23 protein-coding genes are annotated in these 17,950 nt (G+C 39.3%); 15 read left to right on the forward strand and 8 right to left on the reverse strand.

What is annotated here, in order from left to right:
• Nucleotides 1–4: 4 nt before the first annotated feature.
• Nucleotides 5–232: a Cro/CI family transcriptional regulator gene (locus B2727_RS06765; protein WP_004761406.1), complete on the reverse strand. Its 228-nt coding sequence runs from the start codon at nt 230–232 to the stop codon at nt 5–7.
• Nucleotides 233–339: 107 nt separating this feature from the next.
• On the opposite strand from B2727_RS06765, the gene B2727_RS06770 reads away from it, so the two are divergent.
• From B2727_RS06770 to B2727_RS06840, 15 genes are all read left to right on the forward strand, one after another.
• Nucleotides 340–1,065, forward strand: coding sequence for a LexA family transcriptional regulator (locus B2727_RS06770; protein ID WP_180175462.1), 726 nt, complete (start codon nt 340–342; stop codon nt 1,063–1,065).
• 74 nt (nt 1,066–1,139) lie between these two features.
• Nucleotides 1,140–1,466: a hypothetical protein gene (locus B2727_RS06775; protein ID WP_291348606.1), complete on the forward strand. Its 327-nt coding sequence runs from the start codon at nt 1,140–1,142 to the stop codon at nt 1,464–1,466.
• A gap of 200 nt (nt 1,467–1,666) precedes the next feature.
• On the forward strand, nt 1,667–1,996 hold the full coding sequence (locus tag B2727_RS06780; protein ID WP_010112842.1) for a hypothetical protein: 330 nt from the start codon (nt 1,667–1,669) through the stop codon (nt 1,994–1,996).
• A gap of 52 nt (nt 1,997–2,048) precedes the next feature.
• Nucleotides 2,049–2,873 carry a DUF2303 family protein gene (locus B2727_RS06785; protein ID WP_120401418.1) on the forward strand — a complete coding sequence of 275 codons (825 nt, stop codon included), beginning with the start codon at nt 2,049–2,051 and terminating at the stop codon, nt 2,871–2,873.
• 93 nt (nt 2,874–2,966) lie between these two features.
• Nucleotides 2,967–3,407 carry a hypothetical protein gene (locus B2727_RS06790; RefSeq protein WP_291348613.1) on the forward strand — a complete coding sequence of 147 codons (441 nt, stop codon included), beginning with the start codon at nt 2,967–2,969 and terminating at the stop codon, nt 3,405–3,407.
• A gap of 1 nt (nt 3,408) precedes the next feature.
• Nucleotides 3,409–3,795, forward strand: coding sequence for a hypothetical protein (locus B2727_RS06795; RefSeq protein ID WP_291348615.1), 387 nt, complete (start codon nt 3,409–3,411; stop codon nt 3,793–3,795).
• On the forward strand, nt 3,792–4,007 hold the full coding sequence (locus B2727_RS06800; protein WP_291348617.1) for a hypothetical protein: 216 nt from the start codon (nt 3,792–3,794) through the stop codon (nt 4,005–4,007). Before B2727_RS06795 ends, B2727_RS06800 begins: the two co-directional genes overlap by 4 nt.
• 1 nt (nt 4,008) lies before the next feature.
• Nucleotides 4,009–4,998 carry a YqaJ viral recombinase family protein gene (locus B2727_RS06805; RefSeq protein WP_291348619.1) on the forward strand — a complete coding sequence of 330 codons (990 nt, stop codon included), beginning with the start codon at nt 4,009–4,011 and terminating at the stop codon, nt 4,996–4,998.
• A gap of 11 nt (nt 4,999–5,009) precedes the next feature.
• Nucleotides 5,010–6,020, forward strand: coding sequence for a RecT family recombinase (locus B2727_RS06810; protein WP_070152230.1), 1,011 nt, complete (start codon nt 5,010–5,012; stop codon nt 6,018–6,020).
• 52 nt (nt 6,021–6,072) lie between these two features.
• Nucleotides 6,073–7,566, forward strand: coding sequence for a 3'-5' exonuclease (locus B2727_RS06815; RefSeq protein ID WP_049044790.1), 1,494 nt, complete (start codon nt 6,073–6,075; stop codon nt 7,564–7,566).
• Between the two features lie 71 nt (nt 7,567–7,637).
• A complete protein-coding gene (locus B2727_RS06820) occupies nt 7,638–7,868 on the forward strand; it encodes a hypothetical protein (RefSeq protein ID WP_291348622.1) in 231 nt (76 codons plus the stop codon).
• Nucleotides 7,868–8,119, forward strand: a complete 252-nt coding sequence (locus B2727_RS06825; protein WP_282896419.1) for a hypothetical protein — start codon at nt 7,868–7,870, stop codon at nt 8,117–8,119. The genes B2727_RS06820 and B2727_RS06825 overlap by 1 nt, the downstream gene beginning before the upstream one ends.
• Nucleotides 8,119–8,400 (forward strand): pyocin activator PrtN family protein, encoded by a 282-nt coding sequence (locus tag B2727_RS06830; RefSeq protein ID WP_291348626.1) that lies wholly within the window; start codon nt 8,119–8,121, stop codon nt 8,398–8,400. Before B2727_RS06825 ends, B2727_RS06830 begins: the two co-directional genes overlap by 1 nt.
• Nucleotides 8,401–8,634: 234 nt before the next feature.
• On the forward strand, nt 8,635–9,843 hold the full coding sequence (locus tag B2727_RS06835; protein ID WP_005202462.1) for a DUF1615 family protein: 1,209 nt from the start codon (nt 8,635–8,637) through the stop codon (nt 9,841–9,843).
• A complete protein-coding gene (locus B2727_RS06840) occupies nt 9,810–10,484 on the forward strand; it encodes an HAD-IB family hydrolase (protein ID WP_005202460.1) in 675 nt (224 codons plus the stop codon). Before B2727_RS06835 ends, B2727_RS06840 begins: the two co-directional genes overlap by 34 nt.
• Before the next feature lie 26 nt (nt 10,485–10,510).
• Here B2727_RS06840 and proB read toward each other — a convergent pair whose 3' ends face one another.
• The 7 genes from proB to B2727_RS06875 form a co-directional block, all read right to left on the reverse strand.
• On the reverse strand, nt 10,511–11,644 hold the full coding sequence (gene proB / locus B2727_RS06845) for a glutamate 5-kinase (RefSeq protein WP_005202457.1): 1,134 nt from the start codon (nt 11,642–11,644) through the stop codon (nt 10,511–10,513).
• A gap of 15 nt (nt 11,645–11,659) precedes the next feature.
• Entirely contained in the window at nt 11,660–12,877 is a 1,218-nt protein-coding gene (cgtA, locus tag B2727_RS06850) for an Obg family GTPase CgtA (RefSeq protein WP_005202455.1), read from the reverse strand.
• Nucleotides 12,878–13,034: 157 nt separating this feature from the next.
• Entirely contained in the window at nt 13,035–13,715 is a 681-nt protein-coding gene (locus tag B2727_RS06855) for a hypothetical protein (protein ID WP_005202453.1), read from the reverse strand.
• On the reverse strand, nt 13,715–14,458 hold the full coding sequence (locus tag B2727_RS06860; protein ID WP_005202451.1) for a hypothetical protein: 744 nt from the start codon (nt 14,456–14,458) through the stop codon (nt 13,715–13,717). Before B2727_RS06860 ends, B2727_RS06855 begins: the two co-directional genes overlap by 1 nt.
• A 134-nt stretch (nt 14,459–14,592) precedes the next feature.
• A complete protein-coding gene (locus tag B2727_RS06865) occupies nt 14,593–16,050 on the reverse strand; it encodes a glyceraldehyde-3-phosphate dehydrogenase (RefSeq protein ID WP_004808502.1) in 1,458 nt (485 codons plus the stop codon).
• Nucleotides 16,051–16,305: 255 nt separating this feature from the next.
• The gene (gene rarD, locus B2727_RS06870) at nt 16,306–17,250 is read right to left on the reverse strand and encodes an EamA family transporter RarD (protein ID WP_005202442.1); all 945 of its coding nucleotides are present in this window, start codon (nt 17,248–17,250) and stop codon (nt 16,306–16,308) included.
• Between the two features lie 106 nt (nt 17,251–17,356).
• Nucleotides 17,357–17,941, reverse strand: coding sequence for a lipocalin family protein (locus tag B2727_RS06875; RefSeq protein ID WP_005202441.1), 585 nt, complete (start codon nt 17,939–17,941; stop codon nt 17,357–17,359).
• Between the last annotated feature and the right edge of the window lie 9 nt (nt 17,942–17,950).

Raw genomic sequence — 17,950 nt, forward strand, 5'->3', positions numbered from 1 at the left:
TCACCTATTGAATTTGTTCAGGCTCTCTTAGTTCAATCCAAATGTCCTGATAATCTTCTGGGAAAAGGTCTTTGCGTGTGCAGATTCCACGATCTTCTGCAATCACAGCTAGGCGGATTTTTCTGTCAGTTGGAATAGCTTTCCAACCACTCACTGAAGGTCCTGTAATACCTAAAAGCCGTGCAACTGCATTACATCCACCAAGGGCTTCTATAAGTTGGTTGTCATTCATGTTGCTCTCCTATAACAAAAGCAATTATTAGGCATTCCTTATAAATAATCAATAGGCATACCTAATTTTATTCATGTTAGGATTTCCTAATGATTTGAGAGTTATTTATGAAGACACTTGCTGAAAGACTTAAATATGCAATGGAAGTTTTACCACCAAAAAAAATAAAGGGTGTAGAACTTGCTCGTGCTGTTGGTGTTAAGCCACCATCTGTTAGTGACTGGCTTTCTGGTAAATCAAAAACAATGGAAGGTGAGAATCTTCTACGAGCTGCAAATCACTTGAATGTGAACCCTATTTGGCTTGCGACTGGTAAAGGCTCACCTAAACAAGATGGTGAAATTAATCCTCAATTCACCCAGGTAAATGAATGGGATACCAATACTCCAGTAGATGATGACGAAGTAGAAATCCCATTTTTCAAGGATTTTTCTTTTGCTTGTGGCGGTGGTTCATTTAATGAAGCTATTGCTAATGAAAGACGTAAATTAAGAATGTCCAAAGCGACTTTACGCAATTTAGCAATCACAGAATCTAATGCAGTTGCAGCAACTGCATCAGGCGACTCAATGACACCAACCATTAATGATGGCGATACAATCCACATTGATCTTGGTCGCAAAGAGGTTAAAGATGGTCGTATCTATGTGATTTGTATAGGTGGGCTTCATTACTGCAAACGTTTATATAACCTACCCTTTGGTGGAATCCGATTGTTATCTGATAATTCAGAAGAATATAAAGAAATTGAACTTACAGCAGAAGAAAGAATCTCACAACAATTTGAAATTATTGGTTGGGTTTGGCAGATTGCGAAATTGGAAAAATGGTAACACCTGAAGGTATAAGTGTTTTAAGCCCAAACGAGTAAGAAAAAGTTAAATCATTATAATTTAGGTATCTAAGAATGCATGACTTTATATATAACTTGGGAATTATTGGTTTAATTATTATATTTTTTTATATCGTTTTTTGGTTAGATCGTCGCAACAAACCAAGCGATTATGATTTGGTTAGAAATCACTTACAAAGAGTCACGCACCTCAATTTAACTGTTAAGGGATTTGGTAATTACCACATTGAGTACGTGATAAGAGGTTATCATACTTTTGAATATTTTAAATATTGTAGCCAATATGAAAAAAACTTAGAAATAATGAAAAAAGACTCATCTATAAAGATTTTAAAGCATGGCTTAACTGGCTATCGTGACTGGGAAAAATGGGGAAATTAATTTAATAAATTTGGTAATCCACCTATCTTAATGATGTAACAGCATATCAATAAACACCACTCCACCTGCTATATGCAGGTTTTCTTTTATCAAAAACAAAAAATTAGGTAATCCTAAAAATAAATTAGGAATACCTATTGACTAAATAATTAGGTTTACCTAATATTTATCTCACAAACCAACCCAATGTGAGGTAAAAAATGTCTACCAAACCAACCAACGCACAGCAATTTGTTGCTGACTTAGGTGCAGGAACCTTTGCTAACCAACTCGGTGCAGCTATCAGCATGGTTTCTCAAGGTGCTGTTCAGCACAACAAAAAAGGGCAAATCAAAATCACACTTGATATTGCTCGTATCGGTGATTCAAGCCAGGTCGAAATTGCACACACACTCGCTTTTGTTGAACCAACAGCAAAAGGTAAACGTGCAGAGGACACTACCTCAAAAACTCCAATGCATTTGAATGCTGGTGGTGATGTCACTTTGTTCGCTAACCATACAAGTCAATTATTCACTGAAGACGCTTAAACAGCCCCTTCTCATTACAACAATTTTACCAACCATCCATAAGGTACTGAAAATGGAAAACTCTGCTAAAGAAATCGTTGAACTTGCGTTACCTGTAAATGATTTATCTCGTGGTGAACTTGTTGCCATTCATGAAAATTTCAATGTTCATGATTTAGAACAATTTCAAGCTGGTCGTAACCGTGCACGTGGTGTTTTAAAAACCCCATCTTTTGAAGATTTCAAAAGTTATGTTTTAGGTAATACGCAGTCTGAAAATTCTGTTCCTGAAGTAAAAGTTTATGCCCCTGTATTTGTTGACCACAAAAATGTATCAGCAACGGCAATTTTAAACTTCAAAGTTGTTGGATTGGCTCAAGGTCATTGTGACCATAAAGCAGTATTACAGCTTGAACCAACTGTAGTTTGGGAAAAGCTCAATCAGCTTAAAGATAACAAACTTAATCAAAAGCGTTTTGCAACATTACTTGAAGATTGGGCAAGTGTATTTGCTGCAACAAGTGAAACTGGTGAAACGATCCATATTGCGGAAGCAATTAATGCAGTTCGCAACATGAAAGTTGGCGCATCTTCAACTACTGACTCGTCAGTATCAAACATGCAAGAAACTCGCTCAGTCTTTGACAAAGTTGAAGCTTCAAGCACAGCAGGGAAATTACCAAGTTATTTTGAAATCATTGATCCAGCTTATGTCGGTCTTGATGACAAAACTATTCGCTTGCGTCTTGTAGTAAATAGCTCAGATGGTGAGCCATCGTTTGCATTGCAAATCGTTAAAGAAGAACTCTTGCGTAATGAAATTATTCAAGAATTCAAGGAAAAAGTGATTGCCTTGCTCCCAGAAAACCCTGTCCGTATTGGTACCTTTTCCGCTTAAAACTAAAAATTAAGCAATAAAAAGCCCCGAAATTTTGATCGAGGACGGGGCTTCTTTAGGGGGTATAGCAATCGCTATAAGGAGATTATGAACATGGTTTCATTAAATTTCAAATCAATTTTGTTGGGTTTAGGTGGTGCAGTAGCAATGACAGCAGTTTTTGCGTCTGTGCAAATGTATCAACCAGCCAAGCTACCTGTTGAAGAACAGCAGCAGATCACAGTGGCATCAGACATCTACAAGGTGGATGAGCTCGATTTAGGTCCATACAACGACTGTCAACATGATTGTCATGCAACCTTATTAACAGCAAATAACCAGTATTACATCGAAGTGAATTTTGACTATTCAGGTTCTGATGAGGGTAACGGTTTTAATCGTGCTGTAGGCGTTCAGATTGATCGCTTAGAACCTGAAGTGGTCGGTGATGAAGATGGCGAAATCAATGCATATCTTGATCGTTATGAAATCGACAAGATCAATGATGCCCTTGAAGACTCTATCGCTGTGAAATTACAGAAATTGAGAGGTTAATATGCTTGATTTAATTGAAATTAAAACAGCTTCTAGTGAACCAACCGATCACTCTAAAAGCCTTCAAGCTGATGTATATCGAGCTTTATTTGGTGAACCTGTCAAATACAACGAATTTGAATTCGATGTTGGAAATAAAACTGTTATTTGCCTAATGCATGGCTTTCCTTGGCATGTGGTTTCTAAAGATGAACCATTTGATCAGCATAACGGTGAATTTTGGGGATGGAATCCGTTCAAAGTCAAAAGTTCTGGTCGATTTGGTGGTGGTTGGGCTTTCAAATTTGGCATCACTTCAAATGAAAATTTTCGTGAATTAATTATTGACGTGGGAATTGGTTCAATTCGTTTGGAAATCATGAATTCACGTAGAGGATTTAGAGCATGAAAATCAAAAAGATTACTTCTCAAATCCGTCGTGATTTCACAGCAATTTATGAATGTGAGCATTGCGGAAATACCGAAACACGTGATGGCTACGATGATGAATATTTCCATCGTAACGTCATACCAGCAATGATTTGTGTGAAATGTCAGCGTACTGCTGATGATAGCTACCGCCCTTTGGCTCCTAAATATTCTGAAAATCAGGTGGTGTGATATGAATACCCAAGTAAATCACGAAAAATTCTTAGCAGGTCGTAAAAAAGGTATCGGTGGTTCAGACGTTGCTGCAATCCTTGGTTTTAGTCCGTACAAATCACCATATCAATTATGGTTAGACAAAACAGGTCGTAGTGAGCGTAAAGAATCACAAAATGAGTCTGCACATTTCGGCAACCTACTTGAAGATGTTGTTGCAAAAGAGTTCTCACGTCGCTCAGGGATGAAAGTTCAACGTGTTACTCAGCAATTATCTCTTGAAAACATCGGAGAGTCTTGGGCTATCGGTAACATTGACCGTGCTGTTATAAATCCTGAAATAGCAGGTCGTGTTCATTTCGATAAAGAAGGAAAGCTGACCACAGACCAAGGCTTGGAATGTAAAACAGCTTCTGAATATCTTTCTAAATTATTCGGTGAAGAAGGTTCAGACCAAATTCCAGACTATTACCTTACTCAGTGTCTTTGGTACATGAAACTTACAGGCTTCCAAGTATGGCACCTTGCCGTTCTTATTGGTGGCAATAAGTTCCGCATGTATCGCATTGAACGTGATGACGATTTAATTGAATCAATCTTTAAACAGGTTAAAGCATTTTGGTTCAACCATGTCATTGCTGATGTTCCACCAGATCCTACTTGTTTTGATGATGTTTTACATCGCTGGTCAAATCATGTTGTGGGTAAACAAGTCGAAGCTGATTTTGAACATATCAAACTCGCTGAAGAACTTATCACTGTTCAAGGTCGTCTAAAAGCAGATAAGGCTCGTGAAGATGAAATCAAATTAAAGATTGTCTCCACGATGCAGGATGCTGAAATGATGATTAGCCAGGGCAAGTCCATCTGCACCTACAAAGAACAATCCTCTACTCGTATCGACAGTACGCTGTTGAAAAAAGAAGAACCTGATTTATTTGCGAAATATAGCAAAACCTCCAGCACCCGAGTTTTCCGTATTTCAAACAAATTTAAAGAAACAGTTTAAGGAATTTTATTATGAACGCATTAACAACCCCACAAAATGGTCAGATTGCCCACTTAACTGCTTTTGACATCATGATGAATCCTGAAATTATGGATCGTTTTGAGCGTATTGCAAGTGTCATGGCTTCATCAAAATTTGCAGTGCCGAAACATCTTCAGGGCAATACTGGAGATTGTTTAGCCATCATTATGCAATCAGCACAGTGGCAAATGGACCCTTTTGCCGTAGCTCAAAAAACTCATCAAATTAATGGTGTATTAGGGTATGAAGCGCAACTTGTGAATGCTGTGATTACCAATCGTGCACCTATCACAGGTCGTTTAAATTTTGAATGGTATGGCGATTGGGCAAAGATCAACGGCAAGGAAGATAAATCATGGGATAAAGGCATTAAAGTCTGGGCAACATTAAAGGGTGAAACTTCTCCACGTGAAATTGATATTTCTATGGGACAAGTAGGCTCAGTACGCAATTCACCTTTATGGGTAAGTGATCCACGCCAACAACTTGCGTATCTTGCTATTAAACGTTGGTCACGCTTATATACACCCGATGTAATTCTAGGTGTTTATACCCCAGATGAAATTGCTGAACGTGAAGAACTTGATGTTACCCCAGTTCAATCAACGGTAAAAAAACATCAAGGTGCATCGGGTTTAAAAGCTCAGATGGCTGAACGTGAACAGTCTCAAGAAACTGTTATTGATATGGCACCCGAGTTCAATACAGCAGCATTAATTGCACAAATTTATGCGACTGAAACACTGGAACAGCTAAAAGAAGTCAGCAACACAGTACCTACTAACTTAGGTGAACCAGCTCAAACTGATATTAAAAATGCTCATGGCTGGCAGAAGTTCTACCTTCAGTTGGTTGTTGATCTTGAAGACGCAGCGGATGTTGAAACCATCAATAAGATTATGGGTGAGCGTTTTGAGCCTCACACTTCTGGCTTATCTGATGTTCAAATCGACAAGATCAATTCGATTTACGAACGCAAAGCAGCTGAATTAACAGCATAACACTGGCATGTGGTGCCCTCACACATGAGGGTACCAATAGTGAGATAGAAATATGAATCCAACTATTGAACAACAACATGCCATTGATATGGCATTACATGGACAGTCTTGTAAAGTGACCGCATACGCCGGTGCTGGTAAGACTTCTACCCTTAAACTGATTGGTAATGCAAAGCATCATCAACATGGCATGTACTTGGCATTTAATAAGGCTATTGCAACAGAAGCACAGTCTAAATTTAACCATAATGTTAAGTGCAAAACATTTCACAGCCTAGCTTATAACTCTGTTCCGCGCTGGCTGACTAATAAATTAAAAAATCGTCGCTTGATGTCAAACCAATTGGCATCTCGCCATGATCTTGAGAATTATCAAGTACCAGTGGCATTGGTTAAACAACGTGGTGAGGATGACCAGAAGCGTTTATTTAATTCAAAACGTATGGCCACATCTATGATGAATGCCGTTGGTTATTTCTGCCGATCTAATTACAGCGAAATTCAACTATCACAAGTTTACGCTGCTTTACCTGATTGGATGGATGATACATATCGTGCTGAATTGGCAAATATCCTTTTACCTAAGGCACATGATTACTGGAATGACATTTTAAATCCTGCTGGTATTAACCGTCTCGAACATGACCATTACCTAAAATATTGGGCATTGAGCAATCCAGTGATTAATGCTGACTTTATTTTATTTGATGAAGCACAAGATGCTGATCCTATTATGTTGAATGTTTTGAGTAAGCAACGTGCTCAGGTAATTTATGTGGGTGATCGTCACCAGCAAATCTATGCGTTTCGTGGTGCTGTCAATGCGATGCAATCCCTAGATATTGCTGAAACACGTTTAAGTCAATCATTCCGTTTTGGTGAAAACATTGCTGATCTTGCGAATAAAATTTTGTTCAATGTTTTGGATGAAGAAATTCCATTACGTGGTTTTGAACAAATTGACTCCAATGTTGGTGAAGTCACCGATATGGTTGCAGATGCATTTATCTATCGTACCAATGCTGCTGCCCTTTCCAACATGGTTGAGCTGGTAAAAATTGGACGTGAACCGCGTTTGGAAGTTGATACAGGTTCTTTATTAAAAAACATTGAAGATGCTAAAAAAGTTAAGTCTGGAATAAAAGTCCACGATGGAAGTGTATTTGAAGGCTTTAGCAATTGGGAAGAAGTCATTGAATACACAAATGAAGTCTCTGGAAATGACTTAAAAGCACTTGTTAGCCTAATCAATAAAGTGGGTGAAGAAGCTCTAATCAGCTCATTACTAAAAAGTAATTCTAGTGATTATGACTGCATTGTGACCACAGCTCATAAGTCTAAAGGCTTGGAGTTTAACAAGGTCAAACTTGGTGGTGATTTCTTTTATAAAGAAGCTGCTGCACCTGGTGAAAAAATCCTAACCGAAGATGAAGCTCGACTTTTATATGTTGCTGCTACTCGAGCTAAAAAGCAGTTAGATATTTCTGCATTGAACCCACTATTTAAAAAGATTGGATATAACACTCAAGCTGAGGTAGCAACATGATCACTCGCCTACCTTGCCGATTTACAAACTTATTCACTTACTGGTTGTACTGTGATGGATACAGGCCACAAGTGAAAAAAGATGCTGTGGTTATGCGTCGTGGCGATAGTGTTCTCAAAATATTCTGCCACAAAGGCCGAATGCAGCAAGATTATTTGATGAATGAAGCATGTCAGCGAAAATTCAAGCAATTTTGTGGATGCCACTTAAACGGATATCGAGAGTTTTTAGTCGGCTTAGAGCGCGAAGCAAGAGTTGAAGTAGCTCGTAGTAAAAATTTTAACTATTTAATGGTGGCGTGATGGATATTCAAAAACTAACAAAAGAACAGGCGGTAATAATTACAGGATTCACAGGAATTTTATGTGGTTCATTTAGTGATTTTCATGCTGATGTTGAAAAACGATTGGGGCGTGGTGTTCAAACTTTTGAAATGGGTATGAAGTCCTTCATGACTGACATTAAAAAACTTTATGAGGCTGATTTTATAGAAATTGCAACTGTCTGCAATCAAGAAGAAAAAGCCATAATCCAAGCACGGGAGAATTCGTAATGGGAGTAGCGATCAATCGAAATGACCAAATCGACACATCAATGATGTTGATTCTGCGTTATAAAAGACCTGTTGTTGCCTTAAAAGATATTGTGGAAGATTACATGCCACATTTAGATATCGCAGCTGCAAAACAACGAGCAGCTAAATGTAAACTACCTTTTCCAGCATTTAAGGTGGATGGTAATAAATCTGAATACTTTGTAAACTTAACGGATGTTGCAGTTTGGTTGGATTCACTGCAAAAAGAGTCTCAAAGAAATTGGAGTGAGGTGAATTGATTTCACCTCCTTTTTTTACGCCAATTCTACGCCATACGCCACGTAAAAAACACTAAGATATTGATTTTAAATTATAATTATAAATAGTCTAACCCACCAGCCATCGGAGCAACGATCAAATTATTTGACAGTTGATATGAACCAATATACATATATTTTCTTACAATTTCTGATCAACATAGTATACTTCATTCGCCCGTTCGGCTCATCTTTTTGTGCGGTGTTGTCTTCATTATGAACCAATCGTTTTCGACTCGTCCTCTATTCAAAACATTTAGCCTCTTGGCAATCAGCATAAGCTTAGTGGCTTGTGGTGATAATGCTTGGTGGTCAAATAATAAAGAACCCGAAATGAAGGCAGAACAAATTACCAAAGTACTGCCACCGCGTGTGAATGATCGCCAGTCTTGGTCGCAAGATATCTTCGATATCATGCAACAACTTAGTATTCCTAAAACCAAGCAAAATGTATGCAGCATTGTGGCCGTAGTCGATCAGGAATCTAACTTTGTCGCTGACCCTGCTGTACCAGGCTTAGGCGAGAAAGCAGTTCAGGAAATCAATACGCGCCTCAAAGAGAAGTTTGAAGCGAAACTAGGTGAAACCATTGGCGGCACTGTGGCAGGTTATTTTGAGGATGTGCTCAAAAACCAACCTTCACCAGAAAATAACTATATGAGCCAAATGCGCAAAGTCAGAACTGAGCGTGAACTCGATTTGCTTTATCGTGAAATTTTTGACTATATGTCGAAGCATTATCATGTCAGTGCCCTAACAGGCGCAGCGAAATTGGTTGGACAAGATATTGGCGAAAAAATGAACCCGATCACGACACTGGGTTCTATGCAAGTGCATATTAATTATGCCAAAGAACATAAACGTCAAAGCGGAAATATTGCTGAACTACGTAATGATCTCTATACCCAATACGGTGGCCTATATTATGGTATCCATCGTTTGATGGAATATTCTGCCGATTATGACAAAGCCATCTATCGTTTTGCCGATTACAACTCAGGCATGTATTCAAGCCGCAATGCAGCTTTTCAAAAGATGCTTGAAGTCATACAAGGTAAAGACCTTGATTTAGATGGTGACCTGTTACTTTATAATAAAGATGGGAATGTACAATCTGTACTGAGCCAATCTGAAAAAGAAGTGATCTCAGCGTTTACCAACAATAAAATTCTGGTTACTCCGCGTCAAATTCGTGCGGATTTAAAGAAAGAAAAAGAGAAGAAGTTCGAAGATACACAAACTTATTTAGCCGTTCAAAAGTTGTATCAAAGTAAAACCAATAAAGAACCTATTTATGCAATTATGCCTGAAGTCGTTATTTCGGGCCCTAAACTGAGCCGTGACTACAATACCAATTGGTTTGCCAGTCGAGTTAATGGACGATATGAAACATGCATGCAAAGAGCGAAACGCATAAAACTCTAAATCTTGCTTTATTTGATTTCGATGGAACACTCTATCCAAGAGACAGTTTCACAGGGTTTATTTTCTTTGCACTATCAAAACGCCATATTGTCAAAAGAGGCTTGAAAATCCTGCCATGGATTCAAGCCTATTATTTACGCCTCTACCCTGCGCATGCCATGCGACCACGTTTATTCCAGAGTATGTTTAAAGACATTTCTGTAGATGTGGTTGAGCAACTTGCTCACGAATATGCACAGAAACTCACTAAAAAATTAGATCCCGATTTATTCCAGCAGCTTCAACTACATCAGCAACGTGGTGATCACATTGTTCTAGTATCAGCATCGATTGATCTTTATTTGGCTCCAATTTGTGAAGTTCTCAATATTGAATTACTGTGCACCCAAACTGAAACTAAAGATGGACGTTTAACGGGTCGCTACAGTTCAGAAGATTGCAGTTGTGAGCAAAAGAAATTGCGCATTTTACAAAGCTACAATTTAGCAAATTATCAAACGATTTATGCCTATGGCAATAGTGAAGAAGATCTAGAAATGCTCTCTTTAGCAGACCATCCTTATATGATGGGAGTAGAGCAAGCTCTTCCCTCCTTAGAGCTGAAACAATTGAACCAAGCAGACATAAAAAAGCCCGCTTAATGCGAGCTTTTTTATTTTTAAACAATTTAGTAGATTGCCATATGATCACGATGGATCATTTCTAGCGATCGTGCTTCACCTAAAACCTGATAGACTTTTTCTGATGATAAACCTTTAATCATTTCGGCAGAACGTGAACTAAAATTCACACGACCTACTGCGACACGACCACCGTTTTTATCAACACATTCAACTACATCACCACGATCAAAATGTCCTTCAATCGCTCTGACTCCGACAGGCAATAAACTACGATGTTTGAGCTTAATCGCTTCAACAGCACCATCGTCAATCACTAAACGACCCGCAGTTTGTAAATGCGCTGCCAACCATTGCTGATGTGCTGTCACACGATCATTGTCAGTGGTAAATAAGGTACCCAACATCTCACCCGCCATTAGGCGAGCCAGCACATTTTCGCTTTCCCCACTGGCAATCAAGGTAGGACAACCCGACTTTGCCGCTAGACGCGCAGCGCGAACCTTGGTGACCATACCACCACGACCAAGTACACCACCGCCACCCGCCATTTCAAACAAACGATCATCGAGTGCTCGAACAGCAGAGAACAATTTTGCATTTGGATTGCTACGTGGATCTGAATCAAACATACCTTGTTGATCCGTTAAGATAATCAACAATTCTGCCTGTACCTGACCCGCAACCATCGCTGCCAAAGTATCGTTATCACCAAACCGAATTTCATCAGTAGAGACGGTGTCATTTTCGTTAATGACTGGAATGACATGCCAATCAATCAAGTTCTGCAAAGCATCACAAGAGTTGAGATAACGACGACGATCAGCGAGATCATCATGCGTGAGTAACACTTGTGCAGTTTGGATACCATGTTGATCCAGTACGCTTGACCATGTATGGATTAAACCCATTTGGCCAATAGCAGCACAAGCTTGTAGACTGGGTAGATCAGTGGGTCGACTCGCAAGTTTCATGCGTACCATCCCTTCTGCAACTGCACCTGAGGACACAAGAATAATCTCATGTCCAGCATTGTGTAGATCTGCAATTTGTTTCGCCCAGTGCGAAATTGCATTTAAATCTAGACCTTGCCCATTTGCAGTGAGTAAAGATGATCCGATTTTAACAACGATTCGTTTACACGCATTGAGCTGACGTTGCCCATCGACCACTTCTATCATTTTTCCCTCGGTTTACTAGTCACGAATGTAGACGCTTTCTACATCGCCTTCGTCTTCATCGTCATCAAAGTCTTCATCATCGTCCAAACCAGCTTCACGCTGTGCTTTACGCATGGCACGATATGCTTCTTTCGCTGCGATGGTTTGTTCACGTGTCTCAGCTTCAAGCTGCTCACGGAATGCTTTCACTTCTGCTGCATACTCAGGATCTTCAACTTCGCGCTCACGTTGTTGTTCGATTTGATCCATTAAGTAATACACAACTTCTTTGGTTCCTTCCGACATAAGACCAGAAGTTTTAAATACAGGACCTTTCCACTGCAATTCATCGAGAATGTGCTGACACCATTCTTCTCTTGATTCTTCTGCAATTTGATCCAGTTTATTTAACACCAAGACCACTGGCAGTTTTGCCAATGTCGGAGAGAATTTTTCTAACTCACCTAAAATCGCTCTTGCATTATGAGCTGGATCAGAACCATCAATTGGCTGAACATCAACAATATGCAAAAGAATACGCGTACGCGCCAAATGCTTAAGGAAACGAATTCCTAGACCAGCACCTTCAGCAGCCCCTTCGATTAATCCTGGAATATCTGCCATCACAAATGAACGATGACGATCCGCATCAACCACACCGAGGTTTGGTACCATCGTGGTAAACGGATAATCTGCAACTTTTGGTTTTGCTGCGCTGACTGCACGAATGAACGTTGACTTACCTGCATTTGGCATACCGAGTAAGCCAACATCTGCAAGTACTTTCAACTCTAAACGCACTTCACGATATTCACCTTTGATCCCGTGCGTACACTTACGTGGTGAACGGTTAGTCGATGATTTAAAGTGAGTATTACCTAAACCACCATCACCACCATGGGCAACTTTTACACGCTGACCATCAGCGACCAAGTCACCAATAATGTCACCAGATTCAGTATCTACAATGGTTGTACCGACTGGCACTTTCAAAATAACGTCTTCGCCGCCACGACCAGAACAGTTCGCACCCGAACCATTTTTACCACGCTCTGCACGATAGCGACGCGTATAACGGTAATCTACCAATGTGCTGGTATCATCATCAGCTTGAATATATACACTTCCGCCACGTCCCCCATCACCGCCATCTGGGCCACCAAAAGGGACAAATTTTTCACGGCGAAAACTGGCTACGCCATTGCCACCGTCGCCAGCCTCTACGGTAATGACTGCTTCATCAACAAAGCGCATGTGCCAATCCTCAAATTCTTAAAAGCGGACTATTTTGCCACATTTTAAGAAAATTCTCGAATAGAAAAATCAGCAAATTGATTTTTTTAAATTTATTATTCGTTCAATATTCAATTTCATTATCCAAGTCAACGAACTATAGAGATTTTTTAGCTAATTATGGTCTCACATTCTTCAAAGGCAGTTCCATTTGCATATCTAAATTGGCTTTGGTCTGTTGCACCGAGTTATACATGATTGCATCAAAGGAAGAAATCTTACTCATATTAATTGCATCATTCATATAAAAGCTCGGTTTAAATTGATGCTTCACCGGCAAATCTACAGTTTCATCAAAAGCAAAATATACAGGTCCATCAAAAACAATTTTCACAGGAACGGTATAAGTACGTTTCAATTGAAATGGGATATCCAAATTTACTGGAATATTCAAACTCAAAGGAAACTTGGGCAATAATTTATTCTGATAGATCAAATCGGTACTGGTTTCAATCGGTACGACTTCATCTACTTTCAGCGTGGTTTCATAGTTGATATCAACCGTAATCGGTGTTTCGACTTCAAAACTTAAATCAGCCAAATATTTGCCTTTTAAAGGCAATTGTAGAGTCCGATCAATGTCCAATACCGTATTGAGTTGACCTTCCGACTTCACTCTTAGGTGATCACCTACTTGGATCTTGGTGCCCAAGGATTCAGGCAAACGAATATCTGCCTGTTGCGCAGAAACAATCAAAGATGCCTGAATATTTAAATAAAACCAAAATAGGATCGCCACCAAAGTCGTGACAATCACAAAGCTAATCAGCAGGCTTTTCAGTGTTTTGGGCATCTCCATTACTCACCTGCTTTTATATCGTGTTGAGCTGCTTGTACTTCGACAGGCTGAGCTTTGACACGATCCAAATACATCGTGGATAACGGAATCTTTAATTCACCCTGTGCAATTTTGACAGGTAAGGTATTTTTAACATCGACAGTAGCATTAAGCTCAGAAGTGATCGGTACATTCAAATTGCCTTGAATTGGAATGTTCGCATTCAGCTGTGCTTTCAAAGGAATATGCAAATTTTCCTTAAGTTCAGTACGAACGGGCGCATCAAACTTCAAATGTACTTTTTGCTGTAGCGGTACTTGAATATCAATCGGCACATCCAGTTGTAAAGGAATTGAACCTTTCAATGGTAAGGTGACGTCCTTACCTAAAATTTTAACCTGTACCTTGGTATCAATCGGTAGGCTTTGATTAACCTTAATCGTTTCCTTTACAGGAATCGTGGTACTGATTGGAACTAAATTATCAAAATAAACCCGTGGCGTCAGGGTTTGAGTCAGAGGAACATTCAGCTGTTCATTAATTGGAATCTTGGCATCGACACGACCATTCACATCCACATTGAGCGCATCTTTAACCTTCACACGAACCTGCAAAGGCTCTTGTAAGTCGATGGCGACATCTTGATTCTTTAATGGAATATAAATATTAAAATGCTTAAATACCCACATCGCGATATACACACCACACAAGTTGGCAACCACAATTAAAGCAAATACCACTAATAAACGTCTGAACTGCAACAATGAACGATTCCTTATTAATTATTTCCCTTTTCCATTATTCTCATCGATTTTTATGTTTTATTCAGCATATATTCTGTACAGTCAATAAAAAAGCCCAGTTTATTAACTGGGCTTTTTATCATTCTGCAAACAAATTATGCATTTGTTTCAGCAGGGATTTTTGTATAGCTTACGCCACACATTTGTTCAGCGATACGTAATACTTGGCAGCTATAACCCACTTCGTTATCGTACCAAACATAAGCAGTTAAACGTGTGCCTGAAGCAATTGTTGCTTGCGCATCAAATACACCAGCTGTACGTGAACCAATAAAGTCACTTGATACAACTTCAGTTGAGTTGGTATAACCAATTTGACCTTGTAAACTAGAGTTGATTGAGATTTGACGAATGTATTCGTTCACTTCTTCACGATCAACTTCTTTCTCTAAGTTAAGGTTCAAGATTGCAAGAGATACGTTTGGTGTTGGTACGCGTACAGAGTTACCTGTCAACTTACCTTTAAGACCTGGTAACGCTTTTGCAACTGCTTTTGCAGCACCAGTTTCAGTAATGACCATGTTCAATGTTGCGGCACGGCCACGACGGTCAGCTTTATGATAGTTATCAATTAAGTTTTGGTCGTTTGTGAACGAGTGAACTGTTTCAACATGACCATTCAATACTTTGTATTTGTCATCTAAAACTTTTAATACAGGTGTAATTGCGTTAGTTGTACAGCTTGCAGCAGAGATGATTTTGTCTTCATCTAAGATGTCAGAGTTGTTCACACCAAATACAACGTTCTTCATCTCACCTTTACTTGGTGCAGTTAATACCACACGTGCAACACCTGCACATTTCAAGTGTTGGCTCAGGCCTTCAGCATCACGCCACTTACCTGTGTTGTCGATAAGAAGTGCATTTTCAATACCGTAAGCAGTGTAATCCACTTCGCTTGGGCTTGATGCATAGATCACTTTAATGAATTGACCATTTGCAATGATTGCTTCGTTTTCTTCATCTACAGAAATCGTACCGTCAAAAGTACCGTGAATAGAGTCACGACGTAATAGAGAAGCACGTTTCGCCAAGTCACCATCAGATGATTTACGAACAACAATTGCTTTAAGGCTTAAACCACGACCCAAACCAGATTGGCTGATGATTAAACGTGCTAGGATACGGCCGATACGACCAAAACCATAAAGAACAACATCTTTAGGCGCAGCAGCAGTCACGTTACCTTGGATTGGAGCAACCGCTTGAGCAACGAAAGCATCAACATCGCCACCTTGGTTTTTATATTCAACAGCGAGTTTACCGATATCAACTTCAGCTGAACCGATGTTCTCAACTTTCATTAACGCTTCCAAAATTGGGAAGGTATTTACAACAGAAAGTTCAACATCAAGCATACGTGTACGGCGATGCGTTTTTAAAATTTGAATAACTGAACGGTTAATTAAAGAACGGCCGTAAACAGAAACAACAATATTTTTCTCACGGTACAATTGACCAATTAAAGTAATCATACGTTCCGCGATTTCTTCACGGTTTTTCCAACGACCTTGGTGTTCTGCGTGTAGGGCAATGATAGTGTCTTTGCTCACTGATACGTCCTCTAATTTATATATACTGGGCGTGAATTTTTAAAACGCCATAATTGTAATAGAATTATCATCAAGATTGAATCAAAAGCTGCTAAACGAGCTAAGATTTTGTCCTAATTGACTATAAATTCATAAAATACCTATAATTATTTTTGTGAATTTTGGTAGAAATCCATTTTCATCATCAAAATAGCTGCAACTTAGTGCACTTACATAACAGTTTTATTGATAGTTCAGCGTAATAGATAAGCACTTTTAGCTTTTATCATCCAAATTCACCCGTTGCGAATACTGTTTTAAGTTCAATTCTAGATGTTGCTTGCGCTTCCTCTGTTGATACAAATGTATTGCCCCTTCAATCACCAGTACCAACACAGCCAACCAAATTGGGATATAGGTTAACCATTCATCTGCCCCGATTTTTTCTCCAATCAGCAAAGAGACCAAGGCCAACAAAACAGGTTCCAAATAGCCCAGTAAACCGAAAATAATTAAAGGTAAATAGCGACTCGCAAGAATATAACTACCTAGCCCAATGGCACTGAGCAAACCTAGCCCAATCACCACCAAGATCAAACTCGGATATTCTAAAAACTTGAGATAAGGTGTATCCCCTGTTTGGGTAAAGAAAATCGCAACAGGAAGAATCAGTAAAAGATCCCACCAGAACCCACCTAAATTATCAGTTTGAATCTTTTTGCGAAGAATAAAATAAGCTGCGTAGCCCAAAGCAACAAAGGCAGTTTCCCAAGCAATACTGCCTAAACGCCATACCTCATGTCCGACACCAAATGCTGCGAGTAATACCGCAACGTACTGCAACTTTGAAAGCTTTTCACCATATAGGATACTTCCAGCCAACACCAAAACCAGAGGTAATAGGAAATAACCCAATGAGACCTGTAGCCCACGACCATGCATAGGTGCCCACAAAAACAGCCATAACTGCGCTGATGTCAGTACCGATGTAATGATTAAAAGTAGTAATAACGAGGGCTGCGCGACAATTCTTTTAAAGACGTGTTTGATATGACTTAAATCACCACTGAACCACATAAATAGCGTTAAAACGGGCAAGGTCGCAATGATGCGCCAACCAAAGGTTTGTTCACTATCAAATGCACCAAGCAATTGGGTATAAAAATACAAAACCCCAAAAGTAACTGAAGCCAAAACTGAATAAGCAATTCCTTTAAACATTTTAGGCCTCTAATTTTAGGGAATCTTCCAAAATACGTGATTTATCCACTATTTAAAATTAAAAAAACCATGCAAGCATGGTTCTTATTCAGTATATCGTATTTATTTAATGATGTTCAGGATAAATCACATCACCAACATCATAACCTAATGATTTAGCATAATTTAAATATTCATGAATAATTTCTTTTTTGGGATTAGGTATCCGTGAAAGTACCCATAAATATTTACGGCGCGGTTCTCCAACCAGTACCGTTTGATAATCAGCATCGAGTTTTAAAATCCAGTAATCACCCCGGATCACAGGGACCCAACGCACGACCTCTGGCAAGAAACTTACTCGCAATTTAGTATTAAATGGTGCATTGGCAACAAAAGCTTCACCCACACTTTGCTGTACGTTGCCTTCACTGTCATAACACTTGTTATCAACAACAATATTGCCATTTTCATTTAAGGTATAAGTCGCGGTGACGTTATAAGCGCATTTACGCTCAAAAAACATTGGTTTTCGCGCGACTTCGTACCAAACTCCCAAATACTTATCGAGTTCAACTTTATCGACTGTCGATAACGGTTTTGCTTGTGCATAAGCAATCGTTCCAACAGCCAACCCAGTTAAGACAGCCCCACCAATCGCAATCTTTGCAAGGCGCCAACTCGCTTTCGGGAAATTTTTAATAAAAGGCATGAGAAATCC

Source organism: Acinetobacter sp. UBA991 (assembly GCF_002292065.1).
Taxonomy (GTDB): domain Bacteria; phylum Pseudomonadota; class Gammaproteobacteria; order Pseudomonadales; family Moraxellaceae; genus Acinetobacter; species Acinetobacter higginsii.

Coding starts and splice junctions, on each gene's coding strand:
- B2727_RS06765 (WP_004761406.1), bottom strand. CDS start 232: ATGAATGACAACCAACTTATAGAAGCCCTTGGTGGATGTAATGCAGTT.
- B2727_RS06770 (WP_180175462.1), top strand. CDS start 340: ATGAAGACACTTGCTGAAAGACTTAAATATGCAATGGAAGTTTTACCA.
- B2727_RS06775 (WP_291348606.1), top strand. CDS start 1,140: ATGCATGACTTTATATATAACTTGGGAATTATTGGTTTAATTATTATA.
- B2727_RS06780 (WP_010112842.1), top strand. CDS start 1,667: ATGTCTACCAAACCAACCAACGCACAGCAATTTGTTGCTGACTTAGGT.
- B2727_RS06785 (WP_120401418.1), top strand. CDS start 2,049: ATGGAAAACTCTGCTAAAGAAATCGTTGAACTTGCGTTACCTGTAAAT.
- B2727_RS06790 (WP_291348613.1), top strand. CDS start 2,967: ATGGTTTCATTAAATTTCAAATCAATTTTGTTGGGTTTAGGTGGTGCA.
- B2727_RS06795 (WP_291348615.1), top strand. CDS start 3,409: ATGCTTGATTTAATTGAAATTAAAACAGCTTCTAGTGAACCAACCGAT.
- B2727_RS06800 (WP_291348617.1), top strand. CDS start 3,792: ATGAAAATCAAAAAGATTACTTCTCAAATCCGTCGTGATTTCACAGCA.
- B2727_RS06805 (WP_291348619.1), top strand. CDS start 4,009: ATGAATACCCAAGTAAATCACGAAAAATTCTTAGCAGGTCGTAAAAAA.
- B2727_RS06810 (WP_070152230.1), top strand. CDS start 5,010: ATGAACGCATTAACAACCCCACAAAATGGTCAGATTGCCCACTTAACT.
- B2727_RS06815 (WP_049044790.1), top strand. CDS start 6,073: ATGAATCCAACTATTGAACAACAACATGCCATTGATATGGCATTACAT.
- B2727_RS06825 (WP_282896419.1), top strand. CDS start 7,868: ATGGATATTCAAAAACTAACAAAAGAACAGGCGGTAATAATTACAGGA.
- B2727_RS06830 (WP_291348626.1), top strand. CDS start 8,119: ATGGGAGTAGCGATCAATCGAAATGACCAAATCGACACATCAATGATG.
- B2727_RS06835 (WP_005202462.1), top strand. CDS start 8,635: ATGAACCAATCGTTTTCGACTCGTCCTCTATTCAAAACATTTAGCCTC.
- B2727_RS06840 (WP_005202460.1), top strand. CDS start 9,810: ATGCATGCAAAGAGCGAAACGCATAAAACTCTAAATCTTGCTTTATTT.
- proB (WP_005202457.1), bottom strand. CDS start 11,644: ATGATAGAAGTGGTCGATGGGCAACGTCAGCTCAATGCGTGTAAACGA.
- cgtA (WP_005202455.1), bottom strand. CDS start 12,877: ATGCGCTTTGTTGATGAAGCAGTCATTACCGTAGAGGCTGGCGACGGT.
- B2727_RS06855 (WP_005202453.1), bottom strand. CDS start 13,715: ATGGAGATGCCCAAAACACTGAAAAGCCTGCTGATTAGCTTTGTGATT.
- rarD (WP_005202442.1), bottom strand. CDS start 17,250: ATGTTTAAAGGAATTGCTTATTCAGTTTTGGCTTCAGTTACTTTTGGG.
- B2727_RS06875 (WP_005202441.1), bottom strand. CDS start 17,941: ATGCCTTTTATTAAAAATTTCCCGAAAGCGAGTTGGCGCCTTGCAAAG.